The following is a 22,278-nucleotide window of genomic DNA, read 5'->3' on the forward strand; positions in this document are numbered from 1 at the left end:
GTCGAAGGGAATGGTATAAAGAGAAGACATTCAAGAGCAGTCGAGTTCGAGAGAGGGAGAAGATTTTATGGGAACGAACGCCGGTCGATGGATCATCGGGAGGGTTCGGGCCTGGTTCTCCCAGATCCGAACGACGCTGCTCTTTAGCTATTTTATCGTCATCCTGCTGTGCATCGCGCTCGTCGGCACGGCTTCCTTTTATATTTCCTATCAGACGATGGCCGATCGGATCGAATCCGCGGGCTCCCAGATCGTCGGACAGATCGAGAACAACATCGACAACGACTTCCACAGCAAACGCAATCTGCTGCTTGCCCCCTATTACGACCAGCAGTATATCGACGGCATCAACGCTTACGCCGAAATGAGCGAGCAGCAGAAATTTCTGTTCCGCCAAAATCTCGTGAACCTTTATTTGAAGAGCTTCAACGCCACGCCGATCCGCGGCTTCAGCCGTTTTCAGATTTATTACAGCAACGGCGAGCTGCTGGGCGCTTCCGACGACTTCAAGCCTCCCGCCGAAGCGAAAATCCGCAATGCCGACTGGTTCCTGCGCACGATCGCGGCCGACGGCGGCGTGTACTTTATGGGACGCGGCGAAGGCGACGGCAGCATCGACGCGGACAACACCTCGTATGCGTCGTCTATTCTGATCCGGGACTTTTCCAATCCCGAGCGATTCATCGTCGTTCGCGTCGAATACAACGACGAGTTGTTCCGCACGATCGGACAGAGCGACGATCTGTCGGCCGGCAGCCGAATCGTCGTCTTCGATCAGAACGACGAGACGGTATATACTTCCGGCACCTTGCCAGGCCCTGCGCCGGCAACCGAACTCGTCGCGCGGGCGACCGGTTCGAAGGGCAAGTTCTGGTTCAACAGCGATAGAGGAGACATGCTCGCCTCCTATACCCGATCGAACTATACGAACTGGAAGATTGTGCTCGTCATGCCGCGAAGCGAAATTTTCGGTCCGCTCGACCGCATCAAGACGACCGTGCTTTATACGGCACTGGTCGCATTCGCATTTACCTTCTTGTTGTCCGTCTTGTTCGGAAGAGTCATCACGAAGCCGATTCTCCATTTGTACAAGACAGTTAACAGGCTGAAGAGAGGAGACTTCTCCGAGCGCGTAGCGGTCGGACCGAACAACGAGATCGGTCGGATCGCCGCGAACTTCAACGCCATGCAGGACGAGCTGCAGACGCTGATCGAGACGAAGTACGTCAACCAGATCAAGCTGCAGGAGGTAGAGCTCAAGATGCTCTACTCGCAGATTAATCCCCATTTTCTATACAATACGCTCGACAGCATTCGCGCCATGGCGGACTACTACAAGGTCGGCGAGATCGGCGAGGTCGCGCAGGCACTCGCGGACATGTTCCGCTACAACACGAGGAACCGCGATGAGATCGTGACGCTCCAGGAAGAGCTCGAGCAGATCGACGCCTATATGAAAATACAAGGCATCCGCTTCGACGATAAAATCGTCTACGAGCAGGATATCGAGGAGTCGCTTTACGGTTTTCCCGTGCTCAAAATGACGCTGCAGCCGCTCGTCGAAAACGCCGTCTTCCACGGCATCGAGCGCAAGCGCGGGAAGGGAACGATCCGGATCTCGGCCCGCAGGGAGCCGGACGGCGTCCACCTAGCCGTCACGGACGATGGCGTCGGCATCTCCGAGACGCGCCTCGGCGAGCTCCGGGCGAAGCTGAACTGGCAGCTGCACCGCGAGGAGTGGCCCGATTCGGCTGCCGAAGGCGGCATCGGCGTGCGCAACGTCTATACGCGGTACGCGATCCGCTTCGGAGAACGCATGTCATTTCGAATCGACAGCCGCAAGGGCGTCGGAACCCGCATCACGCTTGTGCTCCCGATCGACAACGATTTTGCGCTTCCGCAGATAAGGTCGGAATATTCAACATAAACGGTCGATTTCGTGAATGGGAGCAGGGAAAGCGCTTCCCTATAATCGAGTTGTAAGCGATTACGAATTGAAGGGGTTGCTCGAATGAGAAAATCGAGAGCATTAGCATCGGTCATGGTCCTGGCAGTAAGCGCGGCGGCGCTGGCCGCTTGCGGCGGCGGCAACGGCAACAATAATGCAGGCGGCGCATCGTCCCCGGCAGCAAGCGGCGCATCGTCCCCGGCAGCAAGCGGCACGTCCGGCGCCAAGCCGGCCAAAGACCCGGTCACGCTGACTTTTGTGATCTCGAATACGGAAGACACGACGGCGTTCACGAAGATCTTCGATGCCTATCAGCAGAAGACGGGCAACAAGGTCGAGCTGCAGGCGCTGCCGGGCGGCGACTACGACAATCTGATCAAGACGCGGTTTTCCACGCAAGACTTCCCGGATCTGTTCCTCATGCAGCCGGGGACGAAGCAGTACGTGAAGCTGCGCGCGGACGAGACGCTGCACGAATGGTCGAACGAGGCCGGCGTGTGGGACAACGTCATCGATTCCATCAAGCAGGCGCAGGTACAGGACGACAAGATTTACGGCGTTCCGTACGGATCGACGGGCATGATGGGCGTGTTCTACAACAAGGACGTCTTCGCGAAAGCGGGCGTCAACCCGCCGAAGAACTACGCGGACCTCGTCGAGATCGCGAAGAAGATTAAGACAGCCGGCGTGACGCCGTTCTACGAGGGCGTCAAGGATGCATGGCCGCCTCAAATCTTCTATTTCACGGGCTGGGTGACGCAGGTTGATCCGGCGATCGGCGACGAAGGCGTGGCGAAGCTTAATTCGAACGAATTGAAGCTGGCCGACATCGCGGAGCTGAAGGATCTGTTCGCGAAGCAGAAAGAGTTGAAGGCGCTCGGCCTGTACCAAGACAACGTCATGTCGGGCACGTACGACGAGCTGCAAAACGAGTTCGGCGAAGGCAAGGTCGGGATGACGTTCATGCTGGACGGCGTCATCGCCCAGCTCGAGAAGAAGTTCGGCAAGGACTTTGTCGCGAAGAGCGTCGGCTTCTTCCCGTTCCCTTCCGCGACCGACACGGGCACGGCGATGATCACGCCGCCGAACCAGCTGATGGTGCCGGACAAGGCGAAGCACGCGGCGGAGGCGATCGAGCTCGTGAAGTTCATGCTCCAGCCGGAAAACGTCGACCTGTTCTACGCGAACAAGCCGGGAATCCCGATTTTCAAGGGAGCCACCAGCGAGCTTTATCCGGTACAGGAGGACGTCAAGAAATACATCGACGAAGGCAAGTCCAAAGTCAACATCCAGAATCGCCTGACGCCGTCCTTCGTGGACTTCTCCAAGACGCTGCAAAACTTCTTCCTCGACGGCAACATCGACAAGGCGATCAAGGAATTCAGCGACAACTACCAGAAAGACGGCAAAGCGAAGGTGCTCCCGGGCTTCTAAGTTTCAAGTCGTCGTAGCGGCAATAACGGCGCGCGGGGGACGGACGTCCCCCCGCCTCCGGCTGAACAAGCCGGGGACGACCGCCCAGGCGGCCGCCGGGAGCCAAGGAGGAGACCTTATGGAGAGACGAAAATACCCGCTTTATTTTTCCTTCCCCGCTTTGTCCGTATTTCTTCTGTTCTTCATTGCGCCGACCTTGATCGGCGTCTACTACAGCTTCACCGACTGGAACGTCAACGCCGACTCGATTTCGTTTATCGGATTCGACAATTACAAGGCGCTGTTCGGGGAACCGAGACTCGGGAAAGCCTTGTCCAATACACTCATCTTCGCCGCCGCGGTCACGCTGCTCCAGAATGCGGTCGGCCTCGGGCTCGCGCTGCTCATGAACGAAGCGATCCGCATGCGCAACCTGTTCCGCACGATTTTTTTTATGCCGTACGTCATCGCCCCGATCGTCATCGGCTACGTGTTCCGCGCGATCTACCATCCGGAGCACGGCATCGTGAACGAGGCGCTTGGCTGGATCGGGCTCGGCTCGCTGGGCCAGGATTGGCTGAACGATCCGAAGTGGGCGCTTTTCTCCATCATCGCCACGGACATCTGGCGCGTAGCCGGGTTCGCGATGGTCGTTTACCTGGCGGGCTTGCAGTTCATTCCGAAGGATCTGACCGAAAGCGCTTCGATCGACGGAGCCAGCTACTGGCGCAGGTTCCGGCACATTGTTTTCCCGCTGCTGGCCGCCTCGTTCACGGTTAACGTCCTCTTGTCCGTCATCGGCTCGATGAAGGTGTTCGAGATGGTCATGGTGCTGACCGACGGCGGGCCCGGGTATACGACCGAAGTGTTCTACACCTACATCCGCAGCACGTTCAGCATGGGGCAAATGGGGTATTCGACGGCGATCAACCTGGTGCTGTTCGTCCTCGTGACGGTCGTCGGCGTACCGGTGCTGATGGCCCTGAAGAAGCGGGAGGTGGAGATGTAATGGAGCATCCGGGCCGCAAAACGTTGGTCAGCGCCATTGTCTTCCTCGGCGCGCTGGTCATTCTGGTGCCGTTCTACATGATCCTCGTCAATTCCTTTAAGGGGATACGGGAATCCGCCCTGTTCGGGATGGGGCTACCGTCGAGTTGGAACTTCGATAACTACAAGGAAGTTTTCGACAAAGGCAACATTCTGAGAGGCTTCAAAAACAGCTTCCTCATCTCGGGCCTTGTCGTCGTCTGCGTGACGCTGTTCGCTTCGATGGCGGCGTTCGTCATTCAGCGCAGGGACGACCGGTTCATGAGATCGACGTATCTCCTCTTCATCCTGGGGCTGATCGTCCCCGTATCGATCGTGCCGACGATTCGGCTGATGGGCGAGCTGCACATCCGAGGCACCTATTTCAGCCTCATTATGTATTACACGGCCGTTTTGCTGCCGTTCGCGGTGTTTCTGCTCGTCGGCTTCATGAAGCAGATTCCGCGGGAGCTGGACGAAGCGGCGCTGCTGGAGGGCTGCGGATATTTCCGCTTGTACTGGCGAATTATCCTGCCGCTGCTCGTCACCGTGCTCATCACCGTTACGATCGTCGTCATGGTCTCGGTATGGAACGATTTCTTCGGTCCGTTCTATCTCATGACGGACAGCACCAAATGGACGATCGTCCTGCAGATCTTTAACTTCGTCTCGCTGTACAACACGAACTGGGGCATCGTATTCGCCTTCATGGTCATCGTCATCGCCCCGATTCTGCTCGTGTACTTGCTGCTTCAGCGCTACATCATCGACGGTTTGACGGCGGGCTCGGTCAAGGGCTGAACGATCATTAGGTCCATAGCGGATGGATCATTGTGAAAAAGAAACGGATGGCCGGCAGCACGATACATCGACGAGAGGGGGGCTTGACGACATGCGCAAAGTTCTCGTGGTCGACGACGAGAAGTGGATTCGGCGCGGACTCATTCAGCTCATCCCGTGGGAACGCTTCGGACTTGAACTGGCGGGAGAAGCGGCGGACGGCCAGGACGCCTACGAGCTCGCGCTCGAGGTGAAGCCAGCCCTGATGTTCCTCGACATGCGGATGCCGGGGCTCGACGGCAAGCAGCTGCTCGGGAAATTGCACGCCGAATTGCCGGAGCTGCTGACGATTGTCATCAGCGGCTACTCCGACTTTGAATATACGCAGGAAGCGATCCGCCACCGGGCTTTCGATTATTTGCTGAAGCCGGTGAAGAAGGAGGAGCTCGCTTCCGTGCTGGAGAAGGCGCTCGCCGAGATCGGGCGTCGGGAGGCGCAGCGGACGGCGGAGGCCGCAGGCGGCGACGACAAGGAAGGCGGATGGCTTGGCGAAGCGCTGACGAGGCGCGCGGGCGGCGATACGGCGGAAGGACAGCCGGCGATGCCGCCGCACGGATGGGCGGAAGGGGAGTGCGTCGTGTTCGTCGCCCAAGCGGATGCTTACCGCGAGGAGCGGCCGGACGCGGCGAAGGTGGCGGACGAGGCGCGCGGGCGGCTCGAGCTGGCGCGGGCTTTTCATCTCGGCGGCGACTGGACGTTCGCGCTGACGCCGGGCGCGGACGGACGCGCCGAGATCGTCGGCGCGATCGGCGCGCGGCGTTCGTTCGGCGGAGAGCTGGGCCGCGTGCTGGCGGAGATCCGGGGCTTTCTGAGCGAAGCCGCCTGCGCGACGTTCAGCTTGGGAGCGGCGAGCTCGTCAAGCCTGCGTCCTCTGCATTTGCAGGACGCTTGCCGGACCGCTCGGGAGGCGCTCGGCGGCCGGAAGCTCGGCGATTCGGGAACGGTAAGGCTCGCCGGCGAGCGCGGGGCTGAAGCCCCGGCGACGCCATCGTATCCGCACGAAGCGGAAAAAGCTTTTCTTCTCGCACTTCAGATGGGAGGCGGCGAGACGGCAATCGAGCTTTTCGGACAGGTGTTCGATCGCATCGCGCCGGCCGACGCGACGGTCGAGGGGATGCAGCGCAACGCCGTGCTCCTCGTTCACTCCATCGAGAAGCAGCTGCAATTCTCCGGCTCCAGCCTCGAGCGCGTCAGCGGCCGCACGCCGCTCTCCTACTCCGAGATGCTGCGTCAGCGCAACGACCGCGACTCGGCAAGCAAGCTTTTCGAGCGGGAGATCATCCCCGCCATCCTGTCGAGCGGCAGCCAGGCGGGGAGCAAGCAGGGCGAACGTCTCGTCAGGGAGATTCAGAAGCTTGTCGAAGCCCACTTCGATCAGCCGCTGTCGCTTCAGCAAATCGCCGAGACGCGCTTCGTCAATGCGGATTACTTGAGCCGGTTATTCAAGAAAACGATCGGCCATACGTTTGTCGACTACCTGACGGATTACCGGATTCACAAATCGATCGAGCTGATGAAGATTCCCGCTTACAAAAATTATGAAATCGCGAAGATGGTCGGCTACGAGGACTACCGGTACTTCAGCCAGATTTTCAAAAAGAAAACCGGCAAAACGATCGGCGAGTACCGGGGCCAGGCCGAATGCGCGAGCAAATAAAAGGAGCGAACCTGCGATGACAAGACGACTGATACCCGATACGCTGACGCTGGAGGAGAGAGCCGGGCACGCGCTGAACGCGATGGCCGGCATGGCCGATCCGGATTACGGCGGCATTCCGTTTTTCGCGGCGAACCTCATGAACGATCCGGCCAACCTGACGCACGGAGACTGGGACTTCGGATCCTCTCACGGCCGCATGATCGACGGCATGATTCTGGCGCGGCATATGTCCGGCGAGACGTTCGGCGCGGAGACCGAGCAGCGCTACCGCGACAACTTCATGACCTTCTTCAAAGACGACGGACTCAGCTATCGGCAGGAAAATCCGAACTTCGGCTGGGAGCCGAACGCCAACCTGATCGACCAGCGGGCGGTGATCCTGTCGCTGACGACCTGGTACATGGCGACGGGAGACGCCAAGGTGAGGGAGGCGGCCGACCGCCACGTCGCCGCGCTGAAGCGGATCGCGATCAAGGAGCGAGAGGTCTGGTATTATCCGGCATCGGAATACAAGGAGGGCGGCTGGCCGTCCGCGAACGCGATGCTGCTGCGCCTCGCGCCCGATCCTGCGGCGTTCTGCGGCCGGCTCGTGATGCCGCTGCTCAAGTACCACGAGCTGACGGGGAGCCAGGACGCCCTCGAGCTGTGCCAGTTCTTCGTCGCGCTTATCGTAGAGCGCAGCGGGGTGTTCAACAAGGACGGCAGCTTCAACGACGCGCTCGCTTACCGAAGCGGCCACTTCCACACCCGCCTCGGTACGCTCGACGCGATCGCGAGATTCGGCGCCTTCACCGGGGACGCTTCGCTGATCGCGTTCGCGGAGAAGAGCTACGCCTGGGCGCTGACCCAATGCACCGCCTTCGGCTGGACGCCGGGCGATATGAAGGAGCAGGCCTACGAGCACGAGACTTGCTCGCTTGTCGACCTGATCGCCACCGGCATTACGCTCGCGAAGAGCGGCTATACGAAGTATTGGGGCGTCGTGGAGCGCTACATCCGCAATCACCTGACCGAGTCCCAGCTGCTCGATCTCGACTGGGTGAAGGAGACGGACGATCGTACGGGGAATGTCGCCGGACGGATCAGCTACACGAACGTGGCCGCCAGCACGCGCGGCGCGTTCGCCGGATATTCGGCGCCTAACGACTTCTGCTGCGACGTGAACCACGGGCGCGGACACACAAACGATCTGCAAATCTGCTGCCTGGGCTCGGGAACGCGCGGCCTTTATATGGGCTGGAGCAATACGGTGACTTCCGACAAGGATGGCAAGGTGAGCGTCAACTTCCTGCTTAACCGCGGTTCGGCCTGGCTGGACGTCGAGTCGTATTTGCCTCACGAGGGCAAGGTCGTGCTTCGCGTGAACAAGGATCTGCCGTCGCTGCAGGTTCGGATTCCGGAGTGGGCGGGCTTCGCCAAAGTGCGCATCGTCCGGGAGCGGGACGGATCGGTATCCGAAGGACGGGGCTCGGAGCCGAGCCGCTGGCTGAAGGAAGTGTTCCTGCAGCTGAACGAGGCGTTCGCGGGGGAAACGATTACGATCACGTTCCCGCTATCCGAGCGCACGACGGTGGAGACGGCGATAGGTCAGACGTTCGCGACCGAATGGCGCGGAGACGACGTCGTCGGCATTACGCCGCGGGGCACGAAGCATCCGTTCTATTCGGGACGCAAGGTGTACGACGCGGCGCCGATGCGCGAGGGCGAGCTGCGTAGGCTCGATCACGAATTCGTATGGTGAGGGAGGGGATCTGACGATGAAGACGGTCGTTGCCGTATATACGGGCCAAGGCTTGGCCGACCCGCTGAAGAAGGTATTCCAGGAGCTGCTGCCGGACGTCCGGCTGGTCAATATTATCGACGACAGCCTGATCGGCGACGTCGTCAAGGCGGGGCATGTACCGCCAGGCGTCGCCAGAAGGCTCGTGCAATATTATCACAATGGCGAAGAGCTGGGCGCGGACGTCATCCTGAACACCTGCTCGTCCGTCGGGGAAGTGGCGGACGACGCACGCAAGCTGATCGGCGTGCCGATCGTCAAGATCGACGAGGCGATGGCGGCTAAGGCGGCCGCGAGCTATGAGCGGATCGCGGTGCTGGCGACGCTGCCGTCGACGCTCGAGCCGACGATGCGGCTGATCGAGAAGGAGGCAGCGGCGGCGGGGCGCGCCGTCACCTTGGTGAACGGCCTGGCCGCTGGCGCGTTCGAGGCGTTAAACGGCGGCAGTCCGGAGGATCACGACCGGCTCATTCTGGAGACGGCGCAGCGGGTTGCCGGCGATGCGGACGCGATCGTCCTCGCCCAGGGCTCGATGGCCCGCATGGAGCGGATGCTGGCCGAAGCGACGGGCAAGCCGGTGCTGTCGAGTCCGCGTCTCGGCGTCGAGCAAGTGCGCGAGACGCTGGAACGGCTCGTTCGCGGGGAGGAGGCCGCCCGATGAGCGGGGCTTTGAAAGGACAGTCGTCGGATGCTCCTAAGGTGGAGGCTCCGGCTGCGGCCGCTGGCACGGAACGCGTATTCGCCGAGTACTTCGTCGAGACGCCATGGACGCTCGCACGCGCGGCGGAGGTCATCGCGGGCGAGCAATCGACCGGGACCTTCACCGCCGTGCCGGGGGAGACGGCATCGCTGAAGGAGCGTCACGGCGCGCGGATCGAGCAGATTGTGCCGCTGGCGGAGGCTTCGGCACCGCTGCTTCCCGGAGCCAAGCCGCCTGCCGGCCATGACGGACGCTACCGGCGCGGCAAGATCACCGTTTCGTATCCGATCGTCAACTTCGGTCCGTCGATTCCGAACCTGATGAGCGCGATCGCGGGCAATCTGTTCGAGCTGCAGGAGCTGTCGGGCTTGCGTCTGCTCGATATCGAGCTGCCCGACGCCTTCGCCCGGCGGTATCCGGGGCCGAAGTTCGGTCTCTCCGGCACCCGCAGGCTGACCGGCGTTTACGGGCGGCCCATCCTCGGCTCGATCGTCAAGCCGAGCGTCGGCTTGTCGGCTAAGGAACTCGGCGGCCTCGTCTACGAGCTGGCCGTCGCCGGACTCGATTTTATCAAGGACGACGAGCTGAACGCCAACCCGCCTTATCTCCCTCTGGAACAGAAGGTCCGGGCGGTCATGGACGCGATCGAGCGGGCAGCGGACGCGACTAGCAAGAAGACGATGTACGCGTTTAACATTACCGGAGACATCGACGAGATGCGCCGTCATCACGACACCGTCGTCGAAGCGGGCGGCAACTGCGTCATGGCGAGCGTCATGAGCATCGGCTTCGCGGGGCTCGCGCACCTGAACGGCTACAGCGAGGTGCCGATCCACGCGCACCGCAATCAATGGGGCATGCTTACTCGCAGTCCGGGGCTCGGCATGGAATTCACGGCCTTCCAGAAGCTGTGCCGGCTGGCCGGTGCGGATCATCTGCACGTGAACGGGCTGAACAGCAAGTTCTATGAGAGCAACGAATCCGTCGCGCGCTCGATTGGGGCTTGCGCGAGGCCGTTGTTCGGCGGCTACGAGACCGTGCCGGTCGTCTCTTCGGCGCAGTGGGCGGGCTCGGCGCCGCCGACGTTCGAAGCGATCCGCAGCGTGGACGTGATGCATCTCGCGGGCGGCGGCATGCTCGCCCATCCGGACGGCCCCGCCGCCGGCTTCGCGAGCATGCGCCAAGGCTGGGAAGCGGCCGCGGCGGGTATCGCGCTCGATACGTACGCACAGACCCATGCCGAGCTGGCCCGCGCGATCGAGAAATACGGAAAGGGCTGAGACAGCATGCGTATATCGGATCGTAGCGACGAAGAAGGGGGCCGCGCCAAGCGGCCTCTGATCGGTTATTACGGAGACGACTTCACCGGATCGACGGACGTGCTCGAGGCGCTTTTCCGGCAGGGGCTGCGGACGATGCTGTTTCTGGATCCGCCGGATACAGGGGCGGAGCCGGGCACGGGGAGGAGCGAGCTGCTCGCCGGGCTCGACGCGTTCGGCATCGCCGGCGTCGGCCGCTCGCTCTCGCCGGAAGAGATGGCGCGCGAGCTGCCGCCGATCTTCGAGCGCTTGAAGGAGGCCGGTCCGACCGTCGTTCATTATAAAATTTGCTCCACGTTCGATTCGTCGCCGGAAACGGGAAGCATCGGCAAGGCTGCGGAGCTCGGACGCGCCGCATTCGGCGGGCGCTTCGTTCCGGTGCTTGCCGGCGTGCCCTATCTCGGACGTTATACGGTATTCGGCCATCACTTCGCGGCGGCGCCAGGCGCGGGGGTCTTTCGACTGGACCGTCACCCGACAATGTCGCGGCATCCGGTCACGCCGATGGACGAGTCCGACCTGCGCCTTCATCTGGCGAGACAGACCTCGCTCAAGACTTCCTTGCTGGATATCGTCGCGCTGGACGGCGACGCAGCCGATGCGGGCGAACGGCTTGAGGGGGTCCTCTCCGAAGAGAGCCCCGACCTCTTGCTGTTCGACGTACTCGACGAGAGGCGGCTGGCCGTTGCAGGGGCGTTAATCTGGCAAGAGGCGCTGCAACAGGAGTGCCCGCTGTTCGTGATCGGCTCCTCGGGCGTGGAGTATGCGCTTGGGGCGGCTTGGCGAGCGTCTGGCACGCGATCGAACGCGGGCAACAAGGAGCGGCCGGTCGAAAACGCGCAACGATCCGATAGCGACGCGGTCGGGCGCAATGCGGGAGCATCCGTCGCCGGCGCCGCGAAGCCGGTCGATCGCCTGCTCGTCGTGTCGGGCAGCTGCTCGCCCGCGACCGCGAGGCAGATCGCCGCAGCCGAAGAGGACGGCTTCGCGTCCATCCGCATACCGGCGCTTGAGCTGATCCGTCCCGAGCTTGCGGAGGGAGCGCGTGCGCGGCTGCTATCGAAGGCGAAGGCGCTGCTGGACGAGGGCCGCAGCGTGATCTTGTATTCGGCAGGCGGACCGGACGATCCGGGTATCGGCGAGCTGCGGCAGGCGTTGACGGAGCAGGGGCGGCGCCCGGAGGACAGCAGCCGGCTGCTCGGCGCGGAGCTCGGCGGGCTCGCCCGCACGCTTGCCGTCGAGAATGGCCTTGCGCGCATTCTCGTCGCGGGCGGCGATACGTCAGGCTACGTCGCACGGGCGCTCGGCATTTACGCGCTCGAGTGCCGCCAGACGCTGGCGCCGGGCGTGCCGCTGTGCCGCGCGTACGCGGACGATGCGCGGCTCGACGGGCTCGAGCTTGTACTCAAAGGCGGGCAGGTCGGGGGAGAACGGTTTTTTGAACGCGTAAGGAGAGGCGGCGCATGAACCGATGAACGAGCCTACGATCTCGCTAAACAAAGAACGCTTTGGCGAAAAAGATGCCGGATCGTCAAGTCTGCCTGCCCTCGACGTCCCGCCCGACTGGGCGAACCTTGCGGTGCTGGAGCGAAATGCCGAGCCGCCAAGGGCCGATCTGATTCCTTACGGCGGGACGAGCGACGCGCTCGCAGGTGAACGGGAGCGTTCCCCTTACTTCCGGCTGCTGAACGGGATATGGCGCTTCCGCTATGTCGAATCGCCGTCCGCTGTCCCGACCGGCTGCGAGCTCGCCGGCTTCGCGGACGAGAGCTGGAACTTGGTGCCGGTTCCGTCGAACTGGCAGATGCACGGATACGGCATTCCGCATTACTCGAGCTGCCCGTATCCCTTTCCGATCGATCCCCCGCATGTGCCGGCGAACAACCCGGTCGGCTGCTACCGCACCGCATTCGTCGTTCCCGAAGCTTGGGAGGGGCGAAATGTGAGGCTGTTGTTCGAAGGCGTAGATTCGGCATTCCACGTCTGGGTGAACGGAAGCTTCGCGGGTTATGGGCAAGGAAGCCACAATACGTCGGAGTTCGACGTAACGGATACGCTCCGTCCCGGCGTGAACGAGCTTGCGGTCCGCGTTTATCAATGGTCGGACGGCAGCTACCTGGAGAGCCAGGACAAGTGGCGGCTGAGCGGCATTTTTCGGGACGTCTACCTCCTGTCGCTGCCGTCCGTGACGGTGCTGGACGCCTTCGTCAACACGAGCTGGCTGCCGGACGGAGAGACGGCGGAGCTGGATGTCACGCTGCAAATCTCGAATCTGTCGCGCGAAAAGGCCGGCGGCGGCCGGATCGAAGCGTTCCTGGCGGACCCGGAGGGAAATGTCGCATTGGATCAGGCGTGGACGCTCTCGCCGTCCCTGCTCCCGGGGGAAGCCCGCGAGCTTCGGCTGCGCAAGCCGGTCGCCTCCGCGAAGCCCTGGTCGGCCGAAACGCCGAACCTGTACGTCTTGTTGTTGAAAATCATCGACGAAGACGGCCGCGTCGCGGAGGTTAAACGGATCGCGGTCGGCTTCCGGGACATCCGGATCGAAGCGGGTCGTCTGCTCGTCAACGGGCGGCCGATCGTCGTCAAAGGCGTCAACCGCAACGAATTCGACGCCCGCCTCGGTTACGTGACGACCAAAGAATCGATGCTTGAGGACGTCCTGCTCATGAAGCGGCATCATATTAACGCGGTCCGGCTGTCCCACTATCCGAACGATCCGAGATGGCTGGACCTGTGCGACCGTTACGGCCTGTACGTCATCGACGAGGCGGACCTGGAGACGCACGGTTTTTATTTTGTCGGCGACGAAGGTTATCTGGCCCGGCAGCCGGCCTGGAAAGAGGCGTTCGTGCAGCGGGCGCGACGGCTGGTCGAGCGAGACAAAAACCACCCGTCGGTCATCGTCTGGTCGCTCGGCAACGAGTCGGGCTATGGCCCGAACCATGACGCGATGGCGGAATGGGTCAGACAGCGGGACGGGACGCGGCCGATTCACTACGAACGCGCTTACGACGCGCCGGTCGTCGATATCGTCAGCAGCATGTACCCGGCCGTCGGGTCGATTGTCGAGGAGGGGCTCAAGGACGATCCGAGGCCTTACCTGATGTGCGAATTCGGCCATGCGATGGGCAATTCGACCGGCAACTTGAAGGAATATTGGGACGCGATCTACGCGCATCCGCGCCTGCTCGGCGGGTTGATCTGGGAATGGGCGGACATGGCGATCGAGGTTGAAGAGGCGTCGGCTAGCGCGAATAGGGGAAGCGGCGCCAAGTCGGATGTCGGGCAGCCGGACGTTCCGCCTTCGGACGAGACGCATGAAACGGGCGGCAAATTCTATTTGTACGGCGGGGATTTCGGCGACGAGCCGCACAGCGGATCGTTTTGCCTGGACGGGCTGCTTTTCCCGGACCGCACGCCCAAAGCGTCTTTGCTGGAATACAAGAAGGCGATCGAGCCCGTCAAAGTCGTTACTTGGAACAAAGATACGGGAGAGCTCGTTTTGGAAAACAGGTATGACTTCTTGACGCTGTCGCATTTGAAAGGCGAATGGACGCTCTATCGAGAAGGAGCGTCGCTGAAGGGCGGGCAGCTGCCTCTGCTCCGGACGCCGCCCGGCGGGCGGGAGACGCTCCGTCTCCTTTCGAAGTCGGAGCTGCCGGCCGCGCCCGGCGAGTACGGGCTGCGCATTCGTTTTTCGCTGCGCGAAGGCACGCCTTGGGCGGCAAGCGGCTTCGAGATTGCTTGGTCGGACTTGCCTATGGGCATCGTGAGCGCCGCTATATCCGACGCCGCTGCGCCGGATGCCGCTGCGCCGATCCCGTCGCCGGAGCTGCTGATCGTGGACGAGGAAGAGACCTCCGCACGTCTCGCCATCGTTCGGTGCGAGGCCGATGCGTTCGTATTCGATCTGACGCGAGGGAAGCTCGCGAGCTGGAAAAAAAGCGGAAGGGAGCTGCTGCTCTCCGGACCTTCCGTGAATCTGTGGCGCGCGCAGGTGGACAATGACGTGCACCTGGCGAAGGAGTGGCTTGGGGCAGGTTACGATCGACTGACGCACGATCTTCGTCATGCCGGGATCGAGCGGCTGGACGGGATTGGCGCGATTCGTTTCCGTACCGAGTTCGCTTTGGGCGCGAGGGGCCAGGGAACCGCCTTTCTGGCAAGCCTTGACTATACGGTGAACGGCGCGGGCGAGCTGTTCATCGAAGCGAAGCTCGAGGCGCTGCGGTCCGATTTGCCGTCTCTTCCCCGCTTCGGCCTGGAGCTGCGCCTGCCTCGCGAGCTCGATCGGCTGACCTGGTTCGGACGGGGACCGCACGAATGCTACGCGGACAGGAAGGAGAGCGGCAAGCTCGGCGTCTATGCCGGCTCGGTGTCAGAGCAGCACGTGCCCTACATCAAGCCGCAGGAAAACGGGAATAAGGCGGACATACGCTGGGTCCGCTGCGAGGACGCCGACGGGTTCGGCCTCCAGGCCGTTGCGGGCGGCGCGCCCATGAACTTCAGCGCGCACCATTACGCGACCTCGGATCTCGCGAGCGCGAAGCACAGGCATGAGCTGACGCCGCTTCGGGAGACGATTCTTAAGCTGGATGCCGCGCAGAGCGGACTCGGCAACCATAGCTGCGGCTACGCCCCGACGCTGGAGAGATATTTGCTGCCCGCGTCGGAACGCAGACTTTTTTCGGTCGTCTTGTCCGCAAAGGAAGGCCAATAATTCGAGCCGTCCTGGATGGACCTTACATCCGGGACTTTTTCTCTTGCGATGCGGCGTTGCAAGACGTAAAGGCGCTGATGAAGACCTCAGCCGGTTAGGGATTCGCGGATCGTCTAGAGTTCCAAACGTCCCATATGTATAAAAAAACGCGATAAAAAGTGCATTGTTTCCGTCCCAAGGCTGCGCTACCCTAGGTTTAATCACTGAGAATGAATATCAGTGATAATGAAACCGGGGGAGAAGAGCGTTATGGCTAAGTGGATCAAAAAATCGGCGACCACGATGGTTGTAGTGGTGGGTTTAGGCTTGCTCGCGGCTTGCGGCTCCGACAAGAACAATGAGAGCGGGGCATCGGCGCAGGCAGCGTCTTCAGCTTCCTCGTCGGCAAACGCGCAGGCATCGACGGGAGCGGGGACGACCGCGGATGCGCAAACGCGGACCGTCAGGGACGAGTTCGGCGAGGTCACCGTGCCGGCGCATCCGAAGCGGATCGCGGCCATCTATCTGGAGGACTACTTGAAGGCGTTGGGCATCGCGCCGGTCGTCCAATGGTACAACCCGAACTGGGGCAAACAGGATTATTTGAACCTGGATGTGCCGTTGTTCGACAACTCCGGCAGCATCGAGGCGCTGTTGGCGCAAAGTCCCGATCTGATCATTCTAGACGGCGCCATCGATCGCGCGGCTTACGATCAATATTCCAAAGTGGCGCCGACATTCCGGTTGCCGGAGAGCGTTTTGCAGGATTCCGGGCAGATTCTGAAGACGATTGCCGATGTCATCGGCATTCCCGAGAAGGCCGAGAGCGTGGCCGCAGCATACGAAGCCAAAGTGGCGGATGCGAAGGCGAAGCTGGCGCAAGCCGTTGGCAAAGAGACGGTGGCGGTTATCCGCGTCAATGTCGGCGATCGGACGATCGCGCTGTTCGGGGCCAAAAACCGGTATGCGGGCAGCATTTTGTTTGACGATCTGGGTCTCACCCCCCATCCGATGGTCGAAAAAATGACCGAATTCCAGGAGATCTTATCCGAAGAGGCGTTTTCGATGCTGGATGCGGATCACATCATCGTCATTCCGTCCAACGGAGACTGGAAGACCGCGGAAAACCAAGACGCTTTTACGTTATTGGACAGTCCGATGTGGAAGTCCGTACCGGCATTCAAAAACGGTCACGTGTACAAGGTTGACCGCAGCTACTGGCAGAGCGGGGCCATCACGGCCAACGGAATGAAAATCGACGATCTCCTGAAGCTGATGGTCAAGTAACGAGGCGTTCGCCTGCTCGCATACGGAAAGCTTTTCAATTTTAGGATTGAAGAGCTTTCTTTTTTTATATAAACTAAACTCACTGATGAATGAGAATGATTATCATCGCGTGGAGGGCATCATGGCAAACAACGGGCAAAGCGATGTCGGGGATAGCGGGACAGCGAGAGAGACGACCCTTTTCCGAATGGTAAAATGCGAATCGTTCACGGTCGAAGCGGGACAAGGGATGGCGATGTCGTCCGGCGACTATATGATTCTGTTGGTAGCAGGCGGCAGCGGAGCCGCGTTGCTGGAAAACAGACAAGCGATGCTTGAGCTGGGCACCGTCTTGTTGCTGCATCCGCATGCCATCTGCAGGCTCGAAGCCGGAGCGGGGGGCGCTTCCGGCTATCGCATCGACTTCGAGGCGGCGGGAAGGCAGGTGCGGCTCGGCGACAAGACCGGCGTGACGGCACTCGACGAATGGCTCGCTTCATGGACGCATCCGCTTGGAGACGCTGCGGCCGGCTTGCTGCCGGAAGCGGAGCATCTGCATCGATGCGAAGCCGAGCAGGACGAGCTCGATCGATTGGACCGGCAGGTACGTTTCCAGCGTCTGCTGCTATCGCTGCTGAGGAGCAGCCGCGGCGCTGCGATCTGCGAGCGGACGGCGAGGCAAGCCGTGGCCCGGTCGGTCGCGTACGTAAGAGACCACTATTCGGAGCCGCTGACGATTGGGCGGCTTGCGGACATGGCCGCAACGAATCGCTGGCGTTATACGCAGCTCTTCAAAGAAGAGACGGGGCAGCTCCCGATCGATTTTCTGAATACGGTCCGAATCGACAAAGCGCAGCAAATGCTGCTGCTGACCGATAATAAGCTTAAAGAGATCGCGAATGCGGTCGGATACAGCAACGAATATTATTTCAACCGCAAATTCAAACAAAAAATCGGCGTCACGCCTGGACAATATCGCAATCGCAACAGCGGGACGACGCGCATTTTCGCTCCCTTTCTGGAGGATTATTTGGTCGCGCTGGGCGTGACGCCGATTTTGCAATGCATGCATCGACCGTGGGGCAGGCAGGATTACCTGGGTCTTTACGGAGTGCCCGATTTCGATATCGCATCTGACGACTGGACGGTTCTCTCCGGCCATCAGCCCGAGTTTATCCTCTTGGACGACGGCTATCGTAGATGGGGAATGGAGCGGTACAGCCGCATTTCGCCCGTATTCAAAATTCCCTTCAACGGCGAAGATTGGAGATTTATGCTGAGATCGATCGGCAATGTGCTCGGCAGGCAGCGGCAAGCGTCGGAGGCGACGGAGCGGCTCGAACATCAAATCGCGGACGCGAGACAGCGGCTGGAGCGCTCGGCGGCCGGACAGTCCGTTGCCGTACTGAGAATCTCGGGCCGCTCGGTCGCGCTGTACGGAGGCAGCGCATGCGGTTATACGGGACCGCTGCTTTACCGCGGCCTCGGGCTCTCCGAACCGGCCATCGTGCGCAATATGGCGCCGGGCGTCCGCAGAATCGAGTTGTCTTGGGAGCAACTGGAGGAGCTGGATGCCGACCACTTGTTCGTCACTTTTGAAGGCGAAGACGGCGGGCGAGAGCTGCTCCATTCCGGTATATGGAAAAGCCTGCGGGCTGTGAGGGCAAATCAGGTGTACGAAGTCGATTTTATGGCGTGGATGAACTACGGCGTGCTCTCTCACGGCCGCAAGATTAACGATGTACTCCAGGTCATGGGCGGTTAACGGCGCTATCGCGCGATTATTCCGGCGACGGCCGGCGCCGATAGGCGGCAGGCGTACCGCCTGCGATGCGCTTGAACAGCCTGTGGAAGTGAGGCAGGCTCTCGAAGCCGCATTCGGCGGCGATCCGGGCGACGCCGTGATCCGTCGCAAGCAGCATCTCCTTGGCTTTGACGATGCGCTTCGCGGCGATAAAGCCGGTGACGTTCATGCCGGTCATCTGCTTGAACAACCGGCTGAAGTGCGCGGGACTGACCGACGCCCGCTTGCTCAGCTCGCTGAGCCCGATATCGTCGGCATAATGCGCGTCGATAAAAAGCAGCGCATCGCGCATCCAGCGCGGTCCGATCGCCGGCGCCTGCGTGGTCTGGCCGCGTCCTTCCGTTCCCAGCTCCCGATCGACGGATAGCAGAATACGCTGCAACAGCAAGGATACGGCATGCCGCGCCCCCATTTTCGAAGTCCGCAGTTCTTCGTCGATCTCTAGCAGGACTTGCTCGAATCCCGCCGTCAGCGCCGGGCTGCATAGCAATCGGTACATGCGATTCTGCTTGCTCCAATCGAAGCACTGCAAATAGGAAAAAGGCTCGCCGAGCGGCCGTACCTGTACAAGCGAAGGGTTGAAAAAGAGTGCAGTGGACGTGACCGGATCTTCCGCGTCGGGAAAGGCACGATGGATCGTATTGCCAGGGATAAGGAACAGGCTGCCGGCGTACATGTCGTAAAAGGTGCGGTCGATAAAAAAGGTTCCTTTGCCGCCGTGAACGTACACCATCTCGTACCAATCGTGCAGATGGTCGGGCAGCTCGCGCTGCTTCGTCTTGGTGTCTCTATATACGAACGAAAAAGGAAATTCCGGCGCGGCATGAAGGGGCTTGAAAATAGGCTTCATAGGTTGACACCTGCGATCGGCGGTTTCTTTTCAAAATATCAAAAAAGGATATGAAATTGCAAGCTGAAGCAATTTCATAATTGAAGTATGATGCTAGAATAATTAGAGAACGGTTACAACACCTCGTCAAAAGGGAGTTGCGGTATGAGAATCGATGCGCATCAGCACTACTGGAAGATCGATCGAGGCGATTATGGCTGGATCACGCCGGATATCCCGGTTTTGTATAGAGACTTTTTACCGCTCGATTTGAAGCCCCATCTGGACGCGCATCAGCTGGACGGGGCGATCGTCGTACAAGCGGCGCCGACGCCCGAGGAGACGGAATTCCTCTTGTCGCTGGCCGGGCAGGACGAGTCGATCAAGGGCGTCGTCGGTTTTCTCGATCTGACGGACGATCGGCATGCCGACCACTACGAAAAATTCGCCCGGCATCCGAAGTTCGTCGGCTTCCGCATCATGATCCAGGACATGCCAGACGCCGGCGTCATTCTTGCTCCGTCGTACGTCGAGGCGCTGCGTACTTACGCGGAACAAGGCGCAGCCGTCGACCTGCTCGTGAAGTCCGATCAGCTCGAGCCGCTGCTTGAGCTCGTGAAGCAGGTGCCGGGCCTGCGCGGCGTGATCGACCATATCGCCAAACCCCGTATCGCTGGGGGCTTGATGGAGCCTTGGGATCGCCAGATCGCGCAGCTGGCTTCGCATTCGAACCTGTACTGCAAGCTGTCGGGCATGGTCACCGAAGCGGATCACGAGAAATGGAAGGCCGAACAATTTGTCCCTTACGTGCGCCATGTGCTGGACTGCTTCGGGCCGGACCGGGTCATGTTCGGCAGCGATTGGCCAGTCTGCTTGCTGGCGGCCGGGTATGACGAGGTGGTCGACGTTTTGGAGCGTGCGCTGCCGGACGCGTGGGGAGCGGCGGAGTTGGAGAAGCTGTACGGTTTAAATGCCAAGACATTTTATCGGCTGTGATGGAAAGAGGTGAATTCGCGCTATGAAATATCGTCAATTGGGGAAAACGGGCCTCGACGTCTCCGTATTAAGCTTTGGCGCTTCCTCGCTCGGCTCCGTATTCCGGCAAACCGACGAAGGAGAGAGCGTCCGGACGGTGCACGCGGCGATCGATGCCGGGATCAATTATATCGACGTCTCGCCTTATTACGGATTGACCAAGGCGGAGACTGTGCTGGGCAAGGCGCTGAAGGGAATTCCGCGCGACAAGTACGTGCTGTCGACGAAGGCGGGGCGATACGGAGCGGCCGAGTTCGACTTTTCGTTTGACCGGATCGTCGCTAGCGTGGACGAGAGCCTTGCGCGGCTGAACGTGGACGAGATCGATATTTTGTATTTGCACGATATCGAGTTCGTGCCGGCCGACATCATCATGAACGATGCGATTCCGGCGCTGCAGCAGCTGAAGGAATCCGGCAAGATCCGTTTCGGCGGGATCTGCGGACTTCCGCTCGCTTTGTTCGAGGCGTTTATCCTCCGAGTCGAAGTTGACAGCATCATCTCGTATTGCCATTATTCCCTGAATGACACGAGTTTGCTCGGTTTGCTGCCATTGCTTGAAGCGAGCGGCACGGGACTCGTCAACGCTTCGCCGCTGTCCATGGGTTTGCTCGGGACGCGAGGCACGCCGGACTGGCATCCGGCTTCGCCGCAGACAAAAGCTGTATGTCTCGAAGCGGCGCGCTATTGTGAGTCGCAAGGTGCGGATATCGCCAAGCTGGCGATCCAATATTCCACGTCGAACGAACGGATTCCGACGACGCTGGTGAGCACGGCCAATCCTGCCAATATTCAGAAAAACGCTGCTTGGACGGAGGAGCCGATCGACGAAGGTCTTCTGGCCGAGGTGCTCGAGATTTTGCAGCCGGTGCACAATCGGACATGGGTTAGCGGTCGTGAGGAGTATAACGTCGGGATCGGAGGCGACGAAGCATGAGAGGCATCGTCTGCGCTGAAGTCGAGCGTTTTTCGCTGGTGGAAGATCTGCCTGAACCGGCGTTAGCGCCGGGCTTCGCCATCATCGCATTGAAGAGAATCGGCATTTGCGGAACCGATCTGCACGCCTACAAAGGCCGACAGCCGTTTTTCGCCTACCCTCGCATTCTGGGGCATGAGCTGGCGGGCGTCATCGAAGAGATCGGTCCGAACGACGAAGGGCTGCGGGTCGGCGATCGCGTCAGCGTTATCCCGTATATGCACTGTGGGACCTGCATCGCCTGCCGCGGCGGCAAGACGAACTGCTGCACGGATATGAAGGTGCTCGGCGTCCATATCGACGGCGGCATGCGGGAACGAATCGCCGTGCCGGTCTCGCATTTGATCGCGGCGAACGATCTGACGCTCGACCAGACCGCGACGCTGGAGCCGTTCGCCATCGGCGCGCATGCGGTGCGCCGGTCGGGGCTCGCGGCGGGCGAAACCTCGCTCGTCATCGGCGGCGGTCCGATCGGGCTTGGCGTCATGGCGTTCGCGAAGGCGCGCGGCGCCAAGGTCATCGCCATGGACGTCAACGAAGACCGGCTTGCGTACTGCCGGGAGTGGGCCGGGGCGGATGCGACGGTCAATGCGCTTCGCGATCCGCTCGCTGCGCTGTTGGCCGCCGGCGGAGGTGAGCTGCCGAGCGTCGTCTTCGACGCTACGGGCAATGCGCAGTCGATGACCGCCGCATTCGGCTACACGGCGCATGGAGGCAGACTGATTTACGTCGGACTCGTCAGCGCCGACATCACATTCCACGACCCCGAGTTCCACAAGCGCGAACTGACGCTGCTGGCCAGCCGCAACGCGACAAGAGAGGACTTCGAGCGCGTGCTGGAGGTGATCCGCGCCGGGAACATTGACGTAAACCGCTATATCACACACCGCGCAGACTTCAACGACATGATCGGCCAGTTCGAGGATTGGTTGAAGCCCGAGACGAAAGTGATCAAGGCGATGGTCGAGCTATGATGGAATCTT

Annotated in this window: 16 protein-coding genes; 15 read left to right on the top strand and 1 reads right to left on the bottom strand. The window is 60.9% G+C overall.

Translation table 11 applies throughout. The annotated features are described in order from the left end of the window. Window positions 1-67 precede the first annotated feature (67 nt). The 12 genes from KB449_RS09515 (at window position 68) to KB449_RS09570 (ending at window position 18,416) form a co-directional block, all read left to right on the top strand. Window positions 68-1,927 (top strand): cache domain-containing sensor histidine kinase, encoded by a 1,860-nt coding sequence (locus KB449_RS09515; RefSeq protein WP_282908149.1) that lies wholly within the window; start codon window positions 68-70, stop codon window positions 1,925-1,927. Between the two features lie 84 nt (window positions 1,928-2,011). Then, window positions 2,012-3,382, top strand: coding sequence for an ABC transporter substrate-binding protein (locus KB449_RS09520; protein WP_282908150.1), 1,371 nt, complete (start codon window positions 2,012-2,014; stop codon window positions 3,380-3,382). Between the two features lie 118 nt (window positions 3,383-3,500). Further along, the gene (locus KB449_RS09525) at window positions 3,501-4,370 is read left to right on the top strand and encodes a carbohydrate ABC transporter permease (protein ID WP_217594439.1); all 870 of its coding nucleotides are present in this window, start codon (window positions 3,501-3,503) and stop codon (window positions 4,368-4,370) included. Continuing rightward, window positions 4,370-5,188, top strand: a complete 819-nt coding sequence (locus KB449_RS09530) for a carbohydrate ABC transporter permease (RefSeq protein WP_282908151.1) — start codon at window positions 4,370-4,372, stop codon at window positions 5,186-5,188. Before KB449_RS09525 ends, KB449_RS09530 begins: the two co-directional genes overlap by 1 nt. A 91-nt stretch (window positions 5,189-5,279) precedes the next feature. Then, window positions 5,280-6,884, top strand: a complete 1,605-nt coding sequence (locus KB449_RS09535) for a response regulator transcription factor (RefSeq protein WP_282908152.1) — start codon at window positions 5,280-5,282, stop codon at window positions 6,882-6,884. A gap of 16 nt (window positions 6,885-6,900) precedes the next feature. Then, window positions 6,901-8,628, top strand: coding sequence for a glycoside hydrolase family protein (locus KB449_RS09540; protein WP_282908153.1), 1,728 nt, complete (start codon window positions 6,901-6,903; stop codon window positions 8,626-8,628). Window positions 8,629-8,644: 16 nt separating this feature from the next. Next, complete coding sequence (locus KB449_RS09545) at window positions 8,645-9,328, top strand: aspartate/glutamate racemase family protein (RefSeq protein ID WP_282908154.1); 684 nt, start codon at window positions 8,645-8,647, stop codon at window positions 9,326-9,328. Further along, the gene (locus KB449_RS09550; protein ID WP_282908155.1) at window positions 9,325-10,647 is read left to right on the top strand and encodes a ribulose-bisphosphate carboxylase large subunit family protein; all 1,323 of its coding nucleotides are present in this window, start codon (window positions 9,325-9,327) and stop codon (window positions 10,645-10,647) included. The genes KB449_RS09545 and KB449_RS09550 overlap by 4 nt, the downstream gene beginning before the upstream one ends. Before the next feature lie 6 nt (window positions 10,648-10,653). Then, window positions 10,654-12,153 carry a four-carbon acid sugar kinase family protein gene (locus tag KB449_RS09555; protein WP_282908156.1) on the top strand — a complete coding sequence of 500 codons (1,500 nt, stop codon included), beginning with the start codon at window positions 10,654-10,656 and terminating at the stop codon, window positions 12,151-12,153. 4 nt (window positions 12,154-12,157) lie between these two features. Next, window positions 12,158-15,406 carry a glycoside hydrolase family 2 TIM barrel-domain containing protein gene (locus KB449_RS09560; RefSeq protein WP_282908157.1) on the top strand — a complete coding sequence of 1,083 codons (3,249 nt, stop codon included), beginning with the start codon at window positions 12,158-12,160 and terminating at the stop codon, window positions 15,404-15,406. Between the two features lie 249 nt (window positions 15,407-15,655). Continuing rightward, window positions 15,656-16,672, top strand: coding sequence for an ABC transporter substrate-binding protein (locus KB449_RS09565; protein WP_282908158.1), 1,017 nt, complete (start codon window positions 15,656-15,658; stop codon window positions 16,670-16,672). A gap of 121 nt (window positions 16,673-16,793) precedes the next feature. Further along, a complete protein-coding gene (locus KB449_RS09570) occupies window positions 16,794-18,416 on the top strand; it encodes an AraC family transcriptional regulator (protein WP_282908159.1) in 1,623 nt (540 codons plus the stop codon). Between the two features lie 16 nt (window positions 18,417-18,432). Here KB449_RS09570 and KB449_RS09575 read toward each other — a convergent pair whose 3' ends face one another. Continuing rightward, complete coding sequence (locus tag KB449_RS09575; RefSeq protein WP_282908160.1) at window positions 18,433-19,305, bottom strand: helix-turn-helix domain-containing protein; 873 nt, start codon at window positions 19,303-19,305, stop codon at window positions 18,433-18,435. A 144-nt stretch (window positions 19,306-19,449) separates the two neighbouring features. Between KB449_RS09575 and KB449_RS09580 the strand changes: the two genes are divergently transcribed. From KB449_RS09580 to KB449_RS09590, 3 genes are read left to right on the top strand one after another with little or no spacing between them, the layout of a single operon-like run. After that, complete coding sequence (locus tag KB449_RS09580; protein ID WP_282908161.1) at window positions 19,450-20,280, top strand: amidohydrolase family protein; 831 nt, start codon at window positions 19,450-19,452, stop codon at window positions 20,278-20,280. Between the two features lie 22 nt (window positions 20,281-20,302). Beyond that, window positions 20,303-21,256, top strand: coding sequence for an aldo/keto reductase (locus KB449_RS09585; RefSeq protein WP_282908162.1), 954 nt, complete (start codon window positions 20,303-20,305; stop codon window positions 21,254-21,256). Continuing rightward, window positions 21,253-22,269, top strand: coding sequence for a zinc-binding alcohol dehydrogenase family protein (locus KB449_RS09590; RefSeq protein WP_282908163.1), 1,017 nt, complete (start codon window positions 21,253-21,255; stop codon window positions 22,267-22,269). Before KB449_RS09585 ends, KB449_RS09590 begins: the two co-directional genes overlap by 4 nt. Window positions 22,270-22,278: the final 9 nt, after the last annotated feature.

Origin of the sequence: Cohnella hashimotonis (genome assembly GCF_030014955.1) — a bacterium.
Taxonomy (GTDB): Bacteria; Bacillota; Bacilli; order Paenibacillales; family Paenibacillaceae; genus Cohnella; species Cohnella hashimotonis.